This is a genomic window from Caulobacter sp. P1_D6 (assembly GCF_056406095.1).
Genome location: NZ_JBFUAW010000025.1, coordinates 53,130 through 70,730, shown reverse-complemented (window position 1 = coordinate 70,730; position 17,601 = coordinate 53,130). Strand labels below are relative to the sequence as shown.

The 17,601-nt window shown below is 68.9% G+C and carries 10 protein-coding genes; 2 read left to right on the top strand and 8 right to left on the bottom strand.

The annotated features are described in order from the left end of the window. Positions 1 to 271: 271 nt before the first annotated feature. Positions 272 to 1,222, top strand: coding sequence for a bifunctional helix-turn-helix transcriptional regulator/GNAT family N-acetyltransferase (locus tag AC1DYP_RS15450; RefSeq protein WP_477047073.1), 951 nt, complete (start codon positions 272 to 274; stop codon positions 1,220 to 1,222). On the opposite strand, the gene ybaK is transcribed toward AC1DYP_RS15450, so the two are convergent. From ybaK to AC1DYP_RS15410, 8 genes are all read right to left on the bottom strand, one after another. Continuing rightward, positions 1,219 to 1,692 carry a Cys-tRNA(Pro) deacylase gene (gene ybaK / locus AC1DYP_RS15445; protein WP_477047072.1) on the bottom strand — a complete coding sequence of 158 codons (474 nt, stop codon included), beginning with the start codon at positions 1,690 to 1,692 and terminating at the stop codon, positions 1,219 to 1,221. The genes AC1DYP_RS15450 and ybaK overlap by 4 nt on opposite strands. 77 nt (positions 1,693 to 1,769) lie before the next feature. Next, positions 1,770 to 4,262 carry a glycoside hydrolase family 3 protein gene (locus AC1DYP_RS15440; RefSeq protein ID WP_477047071.1) on the bottom strand — a complete coding sequence of 831 codons (2,493 nt, stop codon included), beginning with the start codon at positions 4,260 to 4,262 and terminating at the stop codon, positions 1,770 to 1,772. Positions 4,263 to 4,657: 395 nt separating this feature from the next. Further along, positions 4,658 to 6,193, bottom strand: a complete 1,536-nt coding sequence (locus tag AC1DYP_RS15435; RefSeq protein WP_477047070.1) for a tryptophan halogenase family protein — start codon at positions 6,191 to 6,193, stop codon at positions 4,658 to 4,660. 133 nt (positions 6,194 to 6,326) lie between these two features. Next, positions 6,327 to 9,278 carry a TonB-dependent receptor gene (locus AC1DYP_RS15430; protein ID WP_477047069.1) on the bottom strand — a complete coding sequence of 984 codons (2,952 nt, stop codon included), beginning with the start codon at positions 9,276 to 9,278 and terminating at the stop codon, positions 6,327 to 6,329. 237 nt (positions 9,279 to 9,515) lie between these two features. Beyond that, on the bottom strand, positions 9,516 to 10,250 hold the full coding sequence (locus AC1DYP_RS15425; protein ID WP_477047068.1) for an SGNH/GDSL hydrolase family protein: 735 nt from the start codon (positions 10,248 to 10,250) through the stop codon (positions 9,516 to 9,518). Further along, positions 10,250 to 13,705: a glycosyl hydrolase 2 galactose-binding domain-containing protein gene (locus AC1DYP_RS15420; RefSeq protein WP_477047067.1), complete on the bottom strand. Its 3,456-nt coding sequence runs from the start codon at positions 13,703 to 13,705 to the stop codon at positions 10,250 to 10,252. The genes AC1DYP_RS15425 and AC1DYP_RS15420 overlap by 1 nt, the downstream gene beginning before the upstream one ends. A gap of 57 nt (positions 13,706 to 13,762) precedes the next feature. After that, positions 13,763 to 15,274 carry a carboxylesterase/lipase family protein gene (locus AC1DYP_RS15415; protein WP_477047066.1) on the bottom strand — a complete coding sequence of 504 codons (1,512 nt, stop codon included), beginning with the start codon at positions 15,272 to 15,274 and terminating at the stop codon, positions 13,763 to 13,765. After that, positions 15,261 to 16,184, bottom strand: a complete 924-nt coding sequence (locus tag AC1DYP_RS15410) for an ROK family protein (protein WP_477047065.1) — start codon at positions 16,182 to 16,184, stop codon at positions 15,261 to 15,263. The genes AC1DYP_RS15415 and AC1DYP_RS15410 overlap by 14 nt, the downstream gene beginning before the upstream one ends. A gap of 186 nt (positions 16,185 to 16,370) precedes the next feature. Between AC1DYP_RS15410 and AC1DYP_RS15405 the strand changes: the two genes are divergently transcribed. Then, the gene (locus tag AC1DYP_RS15405; protein ID WP_477047064.1) at positions 16,371 to 17,594 is read left to right on the top strand and encodes an ROK family transcriptional regulator; all 1,224 of its coding nucleotides are present in this window, start codon (positions 16,371 to 16,373) and stop codon (positions 17,592 to 17,594) included. Positions 17,595 to 17,601: the final 7 nt, after the last annotated feature.

Sequence of the window (17,601 nt, the reverse complement as noted above, 5' to 3'; positions counted from 1 at the left end):
CTTGTATGGCTGGGCGGCGTTCAAGGTCATGCGGCGGCGGCTTCTTCCAGAGCGTGGATCGGGAAACGCTGATCTCATGATCCCCGGTCACGGACAAGGTCGTCGCGACGCTGGAGGCGACTTGGCGTTCACCTTGTTGCCGTCAGGACACGGTTCGGCGAACGCCGTACGCGTCATGTCATCGGGCGAAAGGCGCGCATTTCGCCCTTGCCAAAACCAATACATAGCTATGTATATATACCGACATGTTTGTGATCCCGAGAGCCTGATCATGACCCCCGACACCCTCGCCGACCTGGGCGTGACCTTCCTGGGCAGCCGGATGAAACGCCTGGCCGACCGGCTGCAGACCGATGCGGCCGCCACGCTCCAGGCCATGGACCTGCCAATCCAGCCGGCCCAGCAGCAGTTCCTGGCCGTGCTGCGCCAGCAGGGGCCGCAGACCGTGGGCGGCGTCGCCCTGCACCTGCGGCTCAGCCAGCCGACCGCCACCCGCGCCATCCAGGCCCTGATCGAGCAGGGCCTGATCGACGTCAGCCGCGAAGGCCGTGACCAGCGCCAGAAGCTGCTGTCGCTGAGCCCCGACGGCGTGGCGCTGATGGACCGGCTGGAACGCGACCTGTGGCCCAAGGTCGAGGCCGCGGCCGTGTCGCTGTGCGGCGGCCGCCATGCCGCCCTTCTGAAGGAGATCGCGATGATCGAAGCCGAACTGGATCGCCGCTCGCTGGTCGACCGGGTGATGACGCCCGACATGACGATCCGCGATTTCACCGACGACCTGGCCCAGGCGTTTTACGACATCAACGCCGCCTGGATCTCGCAGATGTTCGCCCTCGAGGAGAACGACGTCACGCTGCTGGAGAACCCGCGCGAGCTGATCGTCGACAAGGGCGGGGCGGTGCTGTTCGCGGAGACCCTCGACCTCGGCGTGGTGGGAACCTGCGCCATCATGAAGATGAAGGACGGCTGGTTCGAGCTGACCAAGATGGGCGTGCTGGAGGCCGCGCGCGGCCGCAAGGTCGGCGAGTTCCTGCTGGCGGCGTCGATCGAGCGGGCCAAGGCGATGGGCGTGGCCGACCGGCTCTACCTGCTGACCAACAGGAAATGCGGGCCGGCGATCCATCTCTACGAAAAGCTGGGCTTCCAGCACGACGCCGAGATCATGGCGCTGTTCGGCGCGCGGTATGAGCGCTGCGACGTGGCGATGCGGTATCGGGCCTAGGACGAGACCTGCGCCGCCACGGCCTTCAGCACCGCCTTGGCCGCGTTCGGGCCCAGCCGGACCTGCAGGCCCCGCTGGCCGCCATTGATGTAGACGCGATCGTGGGCCAGGGCGTCGGCCTCGATCACCGCCGGCAGGGGCTTCCTCTGGCCGAACGGGCTGATGCCGCCGACCTTGTAGCCGCTGATCCGCTCGGCGTCGGCGGGCTTCATCATCTGGGCCGACTTGCCGCCGACCGCCGCCGCCAGCTTCTTCATCGCCACCTCCCGGTCGGACGGGACGATGACCAGCACCGGCTTGCCGTCGACCAGGGCCATCAGGGTCTTGAGCACCCGGCCAGGATCCTCGCCCAACGCGGCGGCGGCGGCCAAGCCGATGCTGTCGGCGTCCGGATCGTAGTCGTAGGCGTGGACCGTGAAATCGACCCCGGCCTTGGTCAGGGCGAGGGTGGCGGGAGTGGTGCGGGACATGGCGTGACTATAGCCAAGCCCGCCCGCGCCGAACCAGACCCCGGTTTGGGCCTGGTCTCCCTAAGCCTGGTCCGAACCTATTTCGGGCAGATCGCGTCGCCCTCGTTGGAGGCCAGCCGCACCTCGGTCAGCGACAGCGAGAACGGTCCGCCGGTGCTGACCGCGAACGGCGCGGTGACATGGTCCATCTTCGCGCCGGCCGCCTGGAAGCAGGACAGTTTGATCTTGGCGCTGCGCCACTCGCCGGGCTTGGCGTCCTTGAGCAGGCCGGAGACGTCCACCGTCCCGCCGCACGAGGCGTCGTCGCTGCAGCCGATGCCCATCGACACCGGAGCGGTCGGCGCGGCGTCGATCCGATAACGGACCATCACCGCCATGTCGCCGGTGGTCTGGCGCGACAGGTCGACCGCAGGACCGTGGACGGCCAGCGTTCCCTGGCCCGTCCAGGTCGCCTGGCGGGCGTTCTCCTGGGCCCCGGCGTCGATCGTCTTGATCGAGCCCGCCCCCAGGAAGTCCATCCGCCACGGCGCGGGCAGGCGACCATCCACGAAGTAGCGATCGACGCTGCCGGCGGCGGCGACATTGCCCGCGTCCTCCGGCAGGGCGCCCACCTGGCCGCCCTTGGCGTAGGACAGGCCGTAGCCGTAGGCGAACTGCGGGTCGTAGCCGGGCTGACCGCGGTTCAGCGGGCCCTGATCGGCGCGCTTGGGCCAGGAGAAGCCCAGCTTGCCCTGGAAGTCGCGCTTGGACTTGCCGTCCTTGCCCGCCACTAGGACATCGGCCACGCCGCCGCCCTCGCTGCCCGGCAGCCAGGCCGCCACGAACGCGTCCGAGGCGTTGATCTCGGGGTTCACCCAGAGGGGGCGGCCCGACAGGAACACCGACACCACGGGGATGCCCTGCGCCTTCAGCTTCTTGAGCAGGGCCAGGTCGGTCTTGTCGCCCAGTTGGTAGCCGAGGTTGGCGACATCGCCCTGGAACTCGGCATAGGGGTCCTCGCCGAACACCACGATGGCGACGTCGGGCTTGGTCTTGAACGCGCCGTCGGGAGCCAGCTCGGCCTGGCCGCCGGAGGCCTTCACCGCCTGCTCGATCCCGCCCCAGATCGACTGGCCGTGCGGGAAGTCGCTGTTCTTGTTGCCCGTGCCCTGCCAGGTCAGGGTCCAGCCGCCGGAGGCCTTGCCGATGTCGTCGGCGGCGCCGGCGACCAGCACCCTGGCGCCCGGCTTGACCGGCAGCACGCCGTCATTCTTCAGCAGCACCAGCGACTTGGCCACCGCCTCGCGGGCGATCGCGCGGTGTTCGTCCGCGCCCAGACGGTCCAGCTTGCCCTGGACGGTCGGCGCGACGCGCTCGAACAGACCGGTCTTGACCTTGACCCGCAGGATGCGGCGCACCGCGTCGTCCAGCCGCGCCATCGGGATCTCGCCCGCCTTCATCTGGGCCAGGGTGTTGTCGTAGAGCCCCTTCCAGCTGTCGGGCGCCATGTACATGTCGAGCCCGGCGTTCATCGCCTGCGGGCAGCTGACGTTGGTGCAGCCCGCAAGCTGTCCGTGGGCGTTCCAGTCGCTGACCACGAAGCCCTGGAAGCCCATCCGCCCCTTCAGCACGTCGGTGATCAGGGTCTTGTTGCCGGTGATCTTCTGGCCGTTCCAGCTGGAGAACGAGGCCATCACCGTCAGGATGCCGGCGTCGATGCTGGGCGGATAGCCCTGGGCGTGGATCGCCACCAGCTCGGTCTCGGAGATCCTGGCGTCGCCCTGATCCTGACCGCCGTCGGTGCCGCCGTCAGCCAGGAAGTGCTTGGCCGAGCCGGCGATGTGACCGGCGCCAAGGGTCTGGCCGGGCTTCAGTTCGCCCTGCAGGCCCAAGGTCATCGGGCCCGAATAGGACTTCACGACCTCGGGGTCCTCGGCATAGCCCTCGTAGCTGCGGCCCCAGCGGTCGTCGCGGGGCACGGCCACGGTGGGGCCGAAGGTCCAGTCGCCGCCGACCACGGCCACCTCTTCGCCGGTGGCCTGGCCGATGCGGCGGATCAGGGCCGGGTCGCGCGCGGCGCCCAGGCCGATATTGTGCGGGAAGATCGTGGCCCCGACGATGTTGTTGTGGCCGTGCACGGCGTCGATGCCGAACATGATCGGGATCGGGGTGTGGCCCGGCCGCGCGGCCAGGGCCTCCTTGCGATAGGCGTCGACCAGGTCGATCCAGGCCTTGGGCGGGGCGCGATCGTTGCCGCCCGGCGCGGAGTTGCCGCCGGCCAGGATCGAGCCCAGCGGATACTTCTCGAGATCGGCCGGGGTCATCGAGGCGATGTCGCCCTGGATGGTTTGGCCGACCTTCTCCTCGACGCTCATCTTGGCCATCAACTGGGTGATGAAGGCCTCGGTCTTGGCGTCGGTGATCGCCGCCGGGCTGGCCGCCGCGGGCCATTGGGCCGGATGGGCGATGGTCGCCTGGTCTTGGCTTGATTGGGCCGCCGACTGAGCAAGGGCCGGCGCGCCCGCCAGGCAGACCATGCTGGTCGAGGCGACAAGGGCCGAAATCAGAAGGCGGCGGGAGGCTATGGTCATTCAACACCTTCGAGAAGCGGCCCTGGCGACGGAGCGCGGGCGGACATTGCGCGGCAAAAAACCGGCGCGACGGGGAGAACATCGTCGCGCCGGAGTTTGGAGAGCCCCCGATGAAGGGGATCCAGTCACGCCGCCGTCGGAGGGGTCTGACGAAGGCGCGTCGTCCCCGCCGACGGATCGGCGCTGGAACGGGACGGATCGGAATTTCGTGGACGCCGCTCGCCGCTATCGGCGCGCGGACGCGGTGTGGGTGTTCCCTTCCCTGAAGCGGGGGCTGACGCCCCTCTTTGACGGTCCTGACTGCACCATGGATTGACAGCGCTGTCCAGATATTTGATAGCGGTACCTTGTCGAGCCGCCCTGGATGTCGGATCGAGGCCCGTCGCCGCGAGGCTTCAGGCCACCATGGCCTCGGCGGCCCACATGCCGTGGCGCTTCATGTAGTCGGCGTGGCTGGGCATGGCGTCGACGCGACGGGCGATCAGCGCCTTCATGTTGCGGAAACCGTCGGCGATCGCCCGGCTGTCCTGGTCCGCCACCAGCGGCGTATAGCCTTGCGGCTGGACGCCCTGCCCCAGCAGCACGGCCAGCCAGGAGGTCGGGGTGAACATCTCGTCGGGATGGATGACCAGCTGGCCGCGCTCGCGGAACAGTTCGATCCGCTCGGCCAGCGAGTCCGGGATCGGCATCTGGCGCGTGTAGGACCACAGGGCCGCGTCGTCGCGGGCGGTGGCTTTGTAGTGCAGGATCAGGAAGTCGCGGATCGTCTCCATGTCGGTCGCGATGCGCCGGTTGTAGACCTCGCGGTTGGCGGGCGAGAACCGGCGGTCGGGGAAGTGCTGCAGCAGCTTGTTGATGCTGGCCTGGATCAGATGGATGCTGGTGGACTCCAGCGGCTCCATGAACCCGCTGGATAGCCCGATGGCGACGACGTTCTTGTCCCACATCTTGCGGCGACGGCCGGTGGCGAACCTCAGCAGGCGGGCGTCGGCCAGGGGCTCGCTTTCGAGATTGCCCATCAGCATCGCGACGGCGTCGTCGTCCGAGATGAAGCGGCTGGAATAGACATAGCCGTTGCCCACCCGGTGCTGCAGCGGGATGCGCCACTGCCAGCCGGCCTCGCGGGCCGTCGAGGTGGTGTACGGCGACAGGGGGCCGCGCAGGGCGCAGGGCACGGCGGCGGCGCGGTCCATCGGCAGGTAGGACGACCAGTCGTCATAGCCGGCCTTCAGCGTCTGCTCGATCAGCAGGCCCCGGAAACCTGTGCAGTCGATGAACAGGTCGCCCTCGACGCTGGCGCCGGACTTCAGCCGCAGGGCCGTGACGAACCCGGTTTCGGAATCCTGGTCGACCTGGACGACCTCGCCCTCGGTCCGGACGACGCCCAGGCCCTGGGCGAAGCGGCGCAGGTACTGGCCGTAGAGGATGGTGTCGAAGTGATAGGCGAAGCCGAAGGTCGCCATCGGGTCGCGCGGATCGTCGCTCTGGCGATCGAACCGGCCGGCCTTGGCGGCCTGGGCGCACAGCGAATAGTCGGCCAGGGCAAGGCTTCCCCCGTCTTGGGCGCCCTCCTGGTTCAGCTTCAGCCAGTACTGGAAGAAATGGCCCATCTCGGCGTTGAGGCCGTAGACGCCGAACGGGTGGAAATAGGACTGGCCAAGGCCGCCCCAGTCGCGGAACTCGATGCCCAGCTTGTAGGTCGCCTGGGTCTCGCGCATGAACTCGGCCTCGTCCAGGCCCAACATGGCGTTGAACAGGCGGATCGGCGGGATCGTCGCCTCGCCGACGCCGACCACCCCGATGTCCTGGGACTCGACCACCTGGATCCGGTAGCGGCGATCCAGGCCCCGGGCCAGGGCCGCGGCGGTCATCCATCCGGCGCTTCCGCCCCCGACGATGACGATGTTCTGGATCCAGTCGTTATCCGACATGTCGCCGTTCCTTCCGGCCTAGTAACAGCTCGTCGCCCAGGGATCGTGCGACCGATCCTCCGCCCGGCGACGGCGATGCTCAAGGAAAATGGCCATGGCTCGCCAGGAGCCATGGCCATCCCACGCCTGGGCCCTAGCGGCCGAAGCGGTAGCGCAGACCGAACGAGACGCGCCGGTCGCCCGACACGAAACGCAGGGGCAGGTCGGAGAACTGCAGGTAGCTCTTGCTGTCTTCCTTGGTCAGGTTGGAAGCCTCCAGCGTCACCTTCAGGTCCTGGGTGATGTCGTAGGCCACCTGGCCGTCCAGCTGGCCGTAGGCTTCGTTGTAGATGCCCAGGTTGTGGACGTCCGCGCCGGAGCCGAAGCCGTAGTTGCCCTGATAGGCCTTGTCACGCCAGGCATAGGACAGGCGGGTCGAGAACGGACCCCGCTCGAAATAGCCCTGGACGTTGAAGGCGTTCTTGGAGACGCCCGGGATCGGCAGGTTGTCGGAGAAGTCGTTGGCGTAGGGCGACTTGGAGTCCGAGTAGGTGTAGTTGGCCGTGAAGCCCAGACCGTTCTCGAACGCGTACTGCGCCTGAGCCTCCAGCCCCTTGATCTCGCCGCCCTCGCCGTTGACCACCGAGGTGAACGTGCCGGTCGAAGCGCCCGCCACCGACTGGTCCTTCACCGTCACCGGGAAGGTGTTGGAGACGATGAACGAGTCGACGGTCTTGTAGAACACGCCGGCCGAGACCAGGCCCTGGCTGCCGAAATAGTGCTCCCAGGCCAGGTCGAACTGCGACGCGCGGAACGGGTCGAGGTTGGGGTTGCCGCCGCTGCCGTTGGTGTAGAGGAACTTGTCGAGGTTCGGCCCCGGGGTGGACGAACGGGTGAAGTTATAAGACGCGCCCTGGCCCAGGTCGAACAGGTTCTGGGCGGCGACGACGCGGGCGCCGGTCGCCCGGACCTTGTCGTTCTCGTTGATGTTGAACACCGCGTTGATGCTGGGCAGGACGTCGGTGTACTCGCGCACCGTGCGGGCCGAATCCGGGTTCTTCAGGATCCCGTTCCAGCTGTCGGTGCCCCACCACAGCGGGGTCACCGGCGTGTTGGACGAGTCGATGGTCAGCTTGGTGTGCACCACGCGGACGCCGGCGTTGATGTGGTAGCCGTCATCACCCAGGTCGGCCATCACATAGCCCGACGTCGTCGCGTCCTTGATTTTGAAGGACTCGATCGGGTCGCGATAGAAGCCGAGCTTGGTCGACGGATACAGCGCCTGCAGCCATGCCACCGGGTCTTTCATCTGCGCGTAGTCCTGGAAGATCGCGTTCACGCCGTGGACGTTGTCGGTGACCGCGCGACCCGGGGCCGAGGCGGCGGTCTGGTAGGGCGTGACCACGGCGGGCGAGTCGCCAAAGCGGCTGCAGCCGTAGAAGGCGATGTCGCACTTCTTCAGGCCGATCGAGCCGTCTTGGAAGTAGCCCAGCGGGGTCCAGTCCACGAAGACGCCGTGGTCGGTCGTGCCCTGGGCGCTGGCCGGCAGTTCGCCCTTGGCGGAGTAGTCGGCCAGGTAGCGGCCATAGTCGGAGTCGACCTTGTTTTCCGAATAGCGCAGGCCGCCGGTCAGCACCATGTTGGCGCCCTCGCCGAACTCGGGACGCCAGCTGAGGTCGCCGGTGATGGCCTTGTCGTCCAGCTTGGACTTGTCGCCGAACGCCCAGTGCGACTTGAAGAACACCGAGCTGGGCGTGGTCATGGCGGTGGCCAGGTTGGCCGCCGGCGTGAACATCGGATAGGCGCCGTTGGTGAAGCCGTAGGTCGCCGTCAGCGGGGCGGTCGAGTTCGGGGCGAAGCCCGCGATCCCGTCACGCACCGTGTACTGCGTGTAGCGCGTGTCGACTTGGCCCGAGGTGGACTTGTAGTCGGTCTTGGACCAGGCGGCGCGGACCTTGCCGCTCAGGCGCTCGGTGCCCTTCCAGTCGAGCGCCAGCTGCACGTTGTCGGTCTTGGCCTTGGCGTTCTTGGCGAAGGTGTCGCCTTCCGACGAGTTGGCGGTCACGAAGCCCGACTGCAGGACGTTGTCGCTGCTCTTGGTCAGCCCCTGCGAATTATACATCGCGTTTTCGTTGGCGTAGGCCCACTTCAGCGAGTGCTCGCCGGTGAAGATCTTCAGGTCGGAGTGGAACCAGTCCGCTCGCAGGGTCACCGTGTCCGAGATGTCCCAGTCGGCGTTCAGCGAGAAGGCGGTGCGCTTGCGCTCCTGGTGGCGGTTGTTGCTGTAGCGGTATTCCGGCGACCAGATGTTGGTCGTGCCCGTCTGGACCTGGTTGTTGCCGGTCGCGGTGGGCCGGTTCAGATAGGCCCAGCCGCCGCGGTTCTCGCCGCTGAGCACCTCGGTGTCGATCGAGCTTTCGTCGTAGGTGAAGCTGCCCAGCAGACCGAAGCTGTCGGAGAACTTGTAGCCGATCACCGCCGACAGGTTCGGCTTGAGCTTGCCCTTCGTCGAACCCTTGTTGCCGGCGACGTCGAGCGCCAGGGTCAGGTCGTTGGCCATGTCCAGCGCGTTGCGGGTCTTCAGGTTGACCGTGCCGCCTAGGGCGCCTTCGATCTGGTCGGCCTGCGGCGACTTGATGACGTCCACGCCCGCCAGCAGGTTGGAGGGGATGCCCTCCAGCGAGTTGGTCTGCTTGGCGTTGCCCTCGCCCAGGCGGAAGGCTTCCAGCCCCGACAGGAACGTGTCGCTGTTCAGCAGCGTGACGTTCTGGTCCAGGCCCCGGATGCGGACCTTGGTGCCCTGGCCGTTCTCGCGGTCGATCTGCACGCCGGGCAGGCGTTGCAGCGACTCGGCGATGTTCTGGTCGGGGAACTTGCCCATGTCCTCGGCGGTGATCGACTCGATGATCTGGTCCGAGTTCTTCTTGAGAGTCAGCGCGTTGGCCAGCGAGGCGCGGAAGCCGGTGACGACGACGGCGTCAACCTCAGATGGTTGGTCGTTTTGAGCTGGCGCGGCCTGGGCGAGGGCCTGGCTGGCGCTCAGCAGCACCATGGCCGAGGCGGCCCCGAGCAGAGCCGTGCGTGATCGATAAGACGTTGTGGTCATTATGCATTCCCCTGATGTGCGGCAGCAGTTCTCAGTCTCGATCAGCGGAGCCGAACGAGCCAAGACGCGGAAGTTTGAGGGATGCGTGCGCATCCTCCCGTGGAGTTCCGGCTTTTTTTGGAGTGCCGGTAGCTTCAACCTATGGACAACCGACAGCGCTGTCAACTTTGGACGGGATATTTCGAAATCGATTTTCGTTATGCGGCTTTCAGGTCACGCCCGGCGTCGTTCTCGCGGTCACTTTCGGGCGAGGGCTGAACCGATCGCCGCCAGGGCCACGGGCTCCATCGCGGCGTAGCCTTCGCGGGTGGGGTGGACCCCGTCATAGGCCAGGCCCGGCTTCATGCCGCCCGCCCCGTCGTCCAGCACCTGGGTGTAGTCGGCCAGCACCGCGCCGCGTTCGGCCGCGTAGGCGCGCAGCCAGGCGTTCAGGGTTCTGACCTTGGCCGTAGGGCCCAGGCCAGGTTTCCAGGGAAATTCCGCGACTGGCGTGACCGTGGCCAGGATCACGGCGATTCCGCCGGCCTGGGCCAGCGTCGTCATGGCCTGCAGGTTGGCCTGGGTGGCGGCCGGATCGTAGGGCCCGGCGTTCTGGGCGATGTCGTTGACCCCCGCCAGGATGTGCACGGCCGCCGGCTTCAGCGCGACCACGTCCGGCCAGAACCGCACCAGCATCTGGGCCGTCACCTGACCGCCGATGCCCCGCCCCAGCAGGCCGTTGTCGGCGAAGAAGGCCGGATGAAAGTCGCGCCAGCCCTGGGTGATCGAGTCGCCGATGAACACCACCCGCCGCCGCTCGGGCGGCAGGTCGCGGTCGGCGGCGTTCTCGGCGGCGTAGCGCTGCAGGAACGGCCAGTCGGTGCGCAGCCGCTCCTCCTCCGAGGGCCACTGGGGCGGGACAGTGGTCTGGGCCAGGGCGAGGCCGGGGACCGCGCCGAGACCGGCCGTCAGCAGGGCGCGACGATCCAGCATCAGCGCACCTCCGCCTTGGCCGGGGTCACGTTCCAGCCGCGCAGCTCGACCTTGGCGCCGCCCCTCGCCGCGCCCGGATAGCGAATCTCCACCGTCCGCCGCTCGCCGGGCAGAAGCGAGACGTAGTTGTCGGCGTAGTAGGCCGGCAGGATCCGTGCGCCCTTGGCGTCGACCAGGGTCAGCTTGCCGTTCAGCGCCGGGGCCGAACCGGTGTTGGCCAGGATCACCGTGACCACGGTCTCCGCGCCCGAGGCGGACGAGGCCGCCGCGATCGACACCGGCTGGGCCGCCATCGCCGACAGCTTGCGCTCGCCCTCGGCGTCCCTGGCCGCCCAGTAGAGGTTGCTCGACAACAGCGTCCCGTCGGCGGCGGTCAGGTCCAGCCGCACCACCACCGCGCCTTGGTCCAGCGGCAGGTCCAGCATCTCGCCCAGGGCCGTGCTGTTGGCGGCCGCGTCGATCCGCGAGGACCGATTGGCCAGGACCTTGCCGTCCAACGCCACGACCCGGGCCCGAAGCGTCGCCCCGGTGATCGGTGTCAGGCCGTTGTTGACCAGGGCCAGCCGGTGGTCGGGCTGGCTCATCTGGACGTGGACGATCTCCGAGCCCTTCTGGGTCCCGTAGTACGAGGCGTGGGTGTCGTAGTCGTGGCTGAGGATCTGCCACATGGTCGAGGGCCAGGCGGGCTGAGTCATCCACAGCAGGCGGCCCGACGACCTGGTCCACAGCTCCTGGTTCATGCCCTCGAAGATCGCCCGGTGCGTCTCGTAGTTCATCAGCTGGGCCTTGCGCTCGAAGTCCTCGAGGCTGGTGGGCGCGCCCAGCTTGGCGGTCATGGCGTCGATGAAGGTCTTGGTCGCGCCGTTCCCGGTGGGATGCCAGTCGTGATAGGCCCAGACGTCGCTGATCGGCCAGCGATCGGGAGCGGGAACGGCGGCTTCGAACGCCTCCAGGGTCGGGAACGACGGCGTGCCGACCTCGACCGAGAAGCCCTTGGCGTGCTCGGTGAAATAGGTCTCGGGCTCGCGGTAGTTGTAGGGTCCGCTGTTCTGCAGGTTCACCCGGTTGGAGCTGCCGGTGTACCAGCGGGTGCCGTCCAGGTCGTGGACCAGCGCCTCCAGCCCCTCGTTGAGGATCGGCTGCGGCACGCCCTCGTTGCGGCCGAACCACAGGGCGATCGAGGGGTGGTTGCGATAGCGGCTGATGACGTCGGTGGCGTTCTTCAGGAACAGCGGCACGTCCTGCGGCTCCAGCTGGTAGTCCTGGGTCGAGGCCCAGAAGTCGTTCAGCACCAGCAGGCCGTACTCGTCAGCCAGGTCGTAGAAGACGTCCTCGGTGTTCTGCCCCACCCAGTTGCGGATGGTGTTGAGGTGGGCGTCCTTGTGCAGCCGGAAATAGGGCTCCAGCCGCTCGCGGGAGACACGCTTGCGCCAGTCGTCCGTGCCCCAGTTGCCGCCGCGCGCGGCGATCTTCACGCCGTTGACCTTGAGGACAAGGTAGGGCGTCAGGCCGGTGTCGGGCACGTCCCTCACCGCCGGCGAGGTCTCGCCGACCTTGGTCAGCGAGGTGGCCCAGCCGTCGGCGACCTTGCGGATTCCCTCGTGGCTGCCGTCGGTGACGTCCTGGCCCAGCTGGCGGGCCCTGGAGTAGTCGACCTCGACCCGGCGCAGGTCGCCGTGGCTGTCCATCAGCGACAGCTCGTAGGTCATCTGGCGCAGCCCGATGCGGCTGTCCCTCTGGTCACTGACCTTGCCGTCGACCGAGGCGATCAGGCGCAGGCCGTACAGCGTCTGGGCGCCGTAGCCGTTGGGCCACCAGAGCTTGGGATTCTGCACCGACAGCTGCGGGAAGTCGGCGGGCCTGAACACCACCGCGGCCTGGCCAGGCGCCACGGTGACGGTCTTCTCGACGGCGACGGTGTCGAAGGCGGCGCGCACGACGGTTTGAACGGACGCGTCGGTCAGGTTCTCGACCGGCACGGTGATCTCGACCTCGGCGACGCTGTTGTCGGCTTTCGGAAGCGTGGTGACCACATGGCTGTCGCCGATCCGCACCGGGCCGGTCGAGCGCAGCACCACGTCCTGCCACAGGCCGGTGTTGCGGTCACGGACGCTGGGGATCCAGTCCCAACCCTCGCTGGCGATGAAGGTCGGTCCGTCCAAGGCCTGCATGCCGCCGTTCTCGCCGACCCCGGCGGTCAGCGACTCCTCATGGGCCAGGCCCGGATGCGGCGGCGGCGAAACCTTGACGGCGACGGCGTTGGCGAGGCCCGGCTTCAGCTTGCCGGTGACATCGAACTGGCCGCGGACGAACGCGCCCTTCAGGTCGCCCAGCTTCTCGCCGTTCAGCCAGATCTCGGCGGCGTAGTTGATCCCCTTGAAGATCAGCTGCTGATGGCGGCCGTCCTGGCCGCTATCCTCGCTTTTGGGCGCGATGAACTCGCTGCGGTACCAGTAGTCCTGCTTGTTCAGGCTCTCGGGGATGGCGGTGTTGTTCAGCGCATAGTCCGGGTCCGGATAGACGCCGCGATCGACCAGGGTGGTCAGCACGGTGCCGGGCACGGTGGCCGCGTACCAGGCCTTGGCGTCGTAGCCAGGCTTGGACAGCGCTGTCCCGGGATTCCCATTTTTCGGGGCGGTGATTTTCGGCGCCTCGACCAGCGACCAGCGCTTCAGGGTCCAGGCCTCGGCGCCTTCCGTGGCGGGGGCGGCGACCAGGGCCGGGCCGGCATAGGGCGGGACGGCGACCGGCTTGGAGAAGGCGGCCTTGCTCTTGGGCCGTGTCCAGGCGTCCTGCGGCGTGACCTGGCCGTACATCTGACGCACCTGCACCGGCCAGGTCGGGCTGCCGGGTTCGTACACCGTCAGCGCCGGGTCGGGCTTGGCCGTCGCCAGGGCCTTGAGCTCGGCCGGCGTCAAGGCGCCCGCCTGAGCGGTGAAGCCGGCGACCCGGCCGCCGAACGGCGCGGTTCCGGCCGGCTTGCGCGGGCCCAGTTGCACGGTCGTGGCCGGAGCGACCAGCGTCGCCGCTCCCTCCCCGACCTTGGCCCCGTCGACATAGAGCGTGACGTTCGTCCCGTCCGACACCGCCGCGACGTGGGCCCAGACGCCCGGCTTCAGCACGCTCGAACCCTTCACGGTCGCGGCGCCGATCGAGACGGCCGGCGCTCCGTGGTCGAGCACGATGAAACGGCCGCCGCTCGTCGGGTCACCGATCCCCGCCACCACGACCCGCCCGGCGGGTGCGGTCGCCGGCGAGATCCAGCCTTGCAGCGACCATGGCCCTTGCGCCGGCAGCGGGCTTCCCGCCAGCGGCTTGACCAGGCCGTCGCCGCCACGCGGCAGGTCGGCGTTGTAAGGTCCGTAAACGGATTGGGCGCTGGCCGACACCGCGACCAGCAGGGCGCAGGAGGCCAACAGCGACAGGCGTGAAATCCGGCGGATCTGGTGGCGCATCATGTTTCCTCCTCGGTGGACGGCCTCTGCGGGCCGCTTATCAGTGTCAGGTCGGCGTCAGGGTCGCGGCAGCAGGCGACAGAGCGCCTCGTGGCCGCCTCGAGACGGGAAGGCGCCCGACGGGGTGAAATCCTGGACGACCCCCATCGCGCCGGCGGTCGGCCAGGGTATCGATCCGGCCCCGTTCGGATTGCCGGTGCGCGCGAAATTGGCCCAATAGGCTTGCAGGCCCGACCAGGTGTACGGAGTGGCTCCGGCCGGCGGCGTGTCGAACACGAACGCCAGCTCCGAGCCGTGGCGCACGGGTCCCGACCCTGGCGCGGCGGCCTTCAGTTCATAGCGCCAGACGGGTGCGCCGGTCTCGACCTGGCGCGCGGCGACCCAGATCGCCGGGCAGCGAAAGCCGGTGTCGGCGGCGATCTGGTCGGCGGTCTGGTCGGAGACCGTCTCCCCGTCCTTGATCCCATAGAGCGCCAGGGCGCGACCCGCGCCGGGGCCGTACTCGGCGTTGATCCAGCTCCGGGCGTTGGCCGCCCCACCATGGAGCGACAGCTCGTTGGCGCTGTTGCCGATGATCAGCGGCACCCGGGCCTGGCGACCGGCGGCCAGGGCCTTGGCGGGCGCCTCGCGGATCACCGCCCCGTCGACCACCGCCTGCAGCCAGATGAAGCCGTCGTCCGCGATCGGCGGCTTCAGGCCGTCGGCGGCGTCGAGCACGGCCGGACCGGTCGCCGCGCGAAGCCCGGCCAGGTCCTTGACGCCCAGCGCCCGCGCCAGGTCCTCGCCCAGCTTTTCGTTCCGCGCCAAGGATCGCGGCGGCAGGCCGAAACCCGCCGTGCCGCTCTGCTCGATGGCCTTGTGGAACAGGCCGCGCGCCTCGGGCGCCAGCATCAGCAGGCCCACGTCCTGGCCCCCGGCCGAATGGCCGAAGATCGTCACGTTGCCGGGGTCGCCGCCGAACCGGGCGACGTTGTCGCGCACCCAGCGCAGGGCGGCGATCTGGTCCATCAGGGCGTAGTTGCCGGACGCGCCGCCGCCCTCGGCGGTCAGGCCGGGATGCGACAGGAAGCCGAAGGCGCCCAGGCGGTACTGGATCGAGACCAGCACCACGCCCTGCTCGACCAGGCTGGACTCGACCGTGCCCCGCGCCGACCCGGCCCGGTTGGCCCCGCCATGGATCCAGACCATCACCGGCAGCGGCGCGGCGGGCTTCAGCGCCGGGGTGCGGATGTCGAGATAGAGGCAGTCCTCGCGGCTGTCGGCGGCGTCCCTGGCGTTCCAGCCATAGGAGCGTTGCAGGCAGGGCGCGCCCGACACCGTCGCGTCGCGGGCTCCGGTCCAGGGCTGGGCGGCCGCCGGCGCTTTCCAGCGCCGATCACCGACCGGCGGCGCGGCGAAGGGCAGGCCGCGAAACACCGCGCCGACGCCCCGCGCCTCGCCCCGGATCGTCCCTCCGGTGACCGTGACGTCGACGCGGTCATCGGCGAAGGCGGTTTCCGCCGACCCGAAGGCCAGCAGGGCGGTCCAGAGGACCAGGGGGGCGAAGGTGCGGCGGTCAGGCCGCGGCATGGCCGGCGGCCTCGGCCGGGGTCCAGAGGCGGGCGGCGCCGCGCACGCCCGAGGAATCGCCCCACTTGGCCGGGGCCAGCCGCGCCCGCCAGCCGTCGGAGAACACGTGCGGCTCGATGAAGGCCGGCAGGCGCTCGTACAGCTCGTCGACGTTCGACAGCCCGCCGCCAAACACGAAAGCGTCCGGATCGACGATGTCGCAGATCACCGCCAGGCCGCGGCCCAGACGGTCGAGATAGCGGTCGAAGCTGGCTTGGGCCTCGGCGCCGCCGGCCCGAGCGGCGGCGATGATCTCTTCGCCGGTCAGGGCTTGGCCGGTGCGTTCGGCGTGGTCGCGGCGGAAACCGGTGCCGGAAATCCAGGTCTCCAGGCAGCCGTGACGGCCGCACCAGCAGGCCGGGCCCGGCGATTCTTCCGGATTGGGCCAGGGCAGGGGCGTGTGGCCCCACTCGCCGGCCACGCCGTTGGCGCCCTCGACCAGCTTGCCGTCGATCGCCAGGCCGCCGCCGCAGCCGGTGCCGATGATCACCGCGAAGACCCCGGCCAGGCCCGCCGCCGCGCCGTCGACGGCCTCGGACAAGGCCAGGCAGTTGGCGTCGTTGGCTAGACGCACCGAGCGACCCAGGCCCGCTTCCAGGTCCTCGCGGAACCGGCGGCCGTTCAGCCAGGTGGAGTTGGCGTTGCGCATCACGCCGTTGCGCGGCGACACCGAGCCGGGCGCGCCGACGCCGATCGTGCCGCGACCGCCGGCCAGTTGCTCGGCCTGGCCGATCAGGTCGCGGACCGTGGCGATGGCGGCGTCGTAGGATCCGGGATTGGGGGCGCGTACGCGGGCCAGGAACCGACCGTCCGGCGACAGGGCGGCGGCCTCGATCTTCGTGCCGCCAAAATCCACGCCAACCTGAATCAAACCCGCAGTCCTCCAGCCGCCCATTCGCCGCTTTTCTTGTACGCGCGCCTCGGCGCGCTTCCAGCTTGCCTCATAGTCAGCAGCCTCGAATAAAGAAAGCAATTTAAATAATTCGCGGATATCGGCGCCGCTATCGCCACCACCCGCGCCGCGATGCTACTAGGGCCTCTGGCCGAAGGTTGTCGAATGCCGTCCTTGGAAGTCTCGCGGAAATCGAACCGGAAGCGCACCGCCGGCGCCAGCCTGTCGGGCGCCAATCTCGAGCGGGTCGGCGACCACAATCAGCGGGTCATCCTGCAGGCCATCCGGGTCAACGGCCCGATCACCCGCGTGACCCTGGCCCAGATCAGCGGCCTGACGCCGCCCGCCGTGGCCAACATCACCAAGCGCCTGCTGGACGACGGCCTGATCCTGGAAGCCGGACGCGTGCAGGGCGCGCGCGGCCAGCCGGCCATGAACCTGACGATAAACCCCGACGGCTGCCTGTCGATCGGCGTCAATATCGACCGCGACCACATCACGATCGTCATGCTGGACCTGCTGGGCGCCGTGCGGGCCCGGGCCAGCCAGGAGATCGAATTCCCGCTGCCCGCCGACGTGGCCAAGTTCTGCAAGACCCAGATCCGCAAGATGCTGGCCGCGTGGAAGGGCCAGCCGCCGCGCCTGTCGGGGATCGGCGTGGCCCTGCCCGACGACCTGGGCCGGGTGGACCTGCCGCATCGGCCCGAGAACTACGACGTCTGGAGCACCGCCGACATCGGCAAGCTGATGGCCGACATCCTGCCCCTGCCGGTGTTCCTGGAGAACGACGCCGCCGCCGCCGCCCTGGGCGAGCTGCAGTTCGGGCACGGCCTGCGCCGGCCCAGCTTCTTCTATGTCCTGGTCTCGTCGGGCCTGGGCGGCGGCCTGGTGGTCGAGGGCGACTATTTCCGCGGGGCCCAGGGCCGCAGCGGCGAGATCGGCTTCCTGCCGGTCAGCTCGCCCAAGACCAAGGCCCGCTCGCTGCAGGAAGTGGTGTCTCTGTCGGCGCTCTACGCCCACCTGGAGGCGGGCGGGATCGTGGTGACCCGCCCCGACCAGCTGACCGACCTGACGCCGCAGGGCCAGGCCCTGGTCGAGGACTGGATCGCGCTGAGCGCCGAGCTGCTGGTCCAGCCGTTCGTGGCGATCAGCTGCGTGGTCAATCCCGAAGCCATCTATGTCGGCGGCCGCCTCCCCGACGACCTGATCGATCGCCTGGTGGCCGCGGTCAACGCCCGGCTGGCCGGGATCGCGGACGTGCCGGCCCTGGCCAAGGTCGAGCGGGCCGCCACCTCGGCCGACGGACCGGCGGTGGGCGCGGCCCTGCTGCCGTTCATGGCCCAGTTGCTGCCGTCTCGCGCCGCCCTGATGAAGACCGGCGCGAGATAGTCGTCAG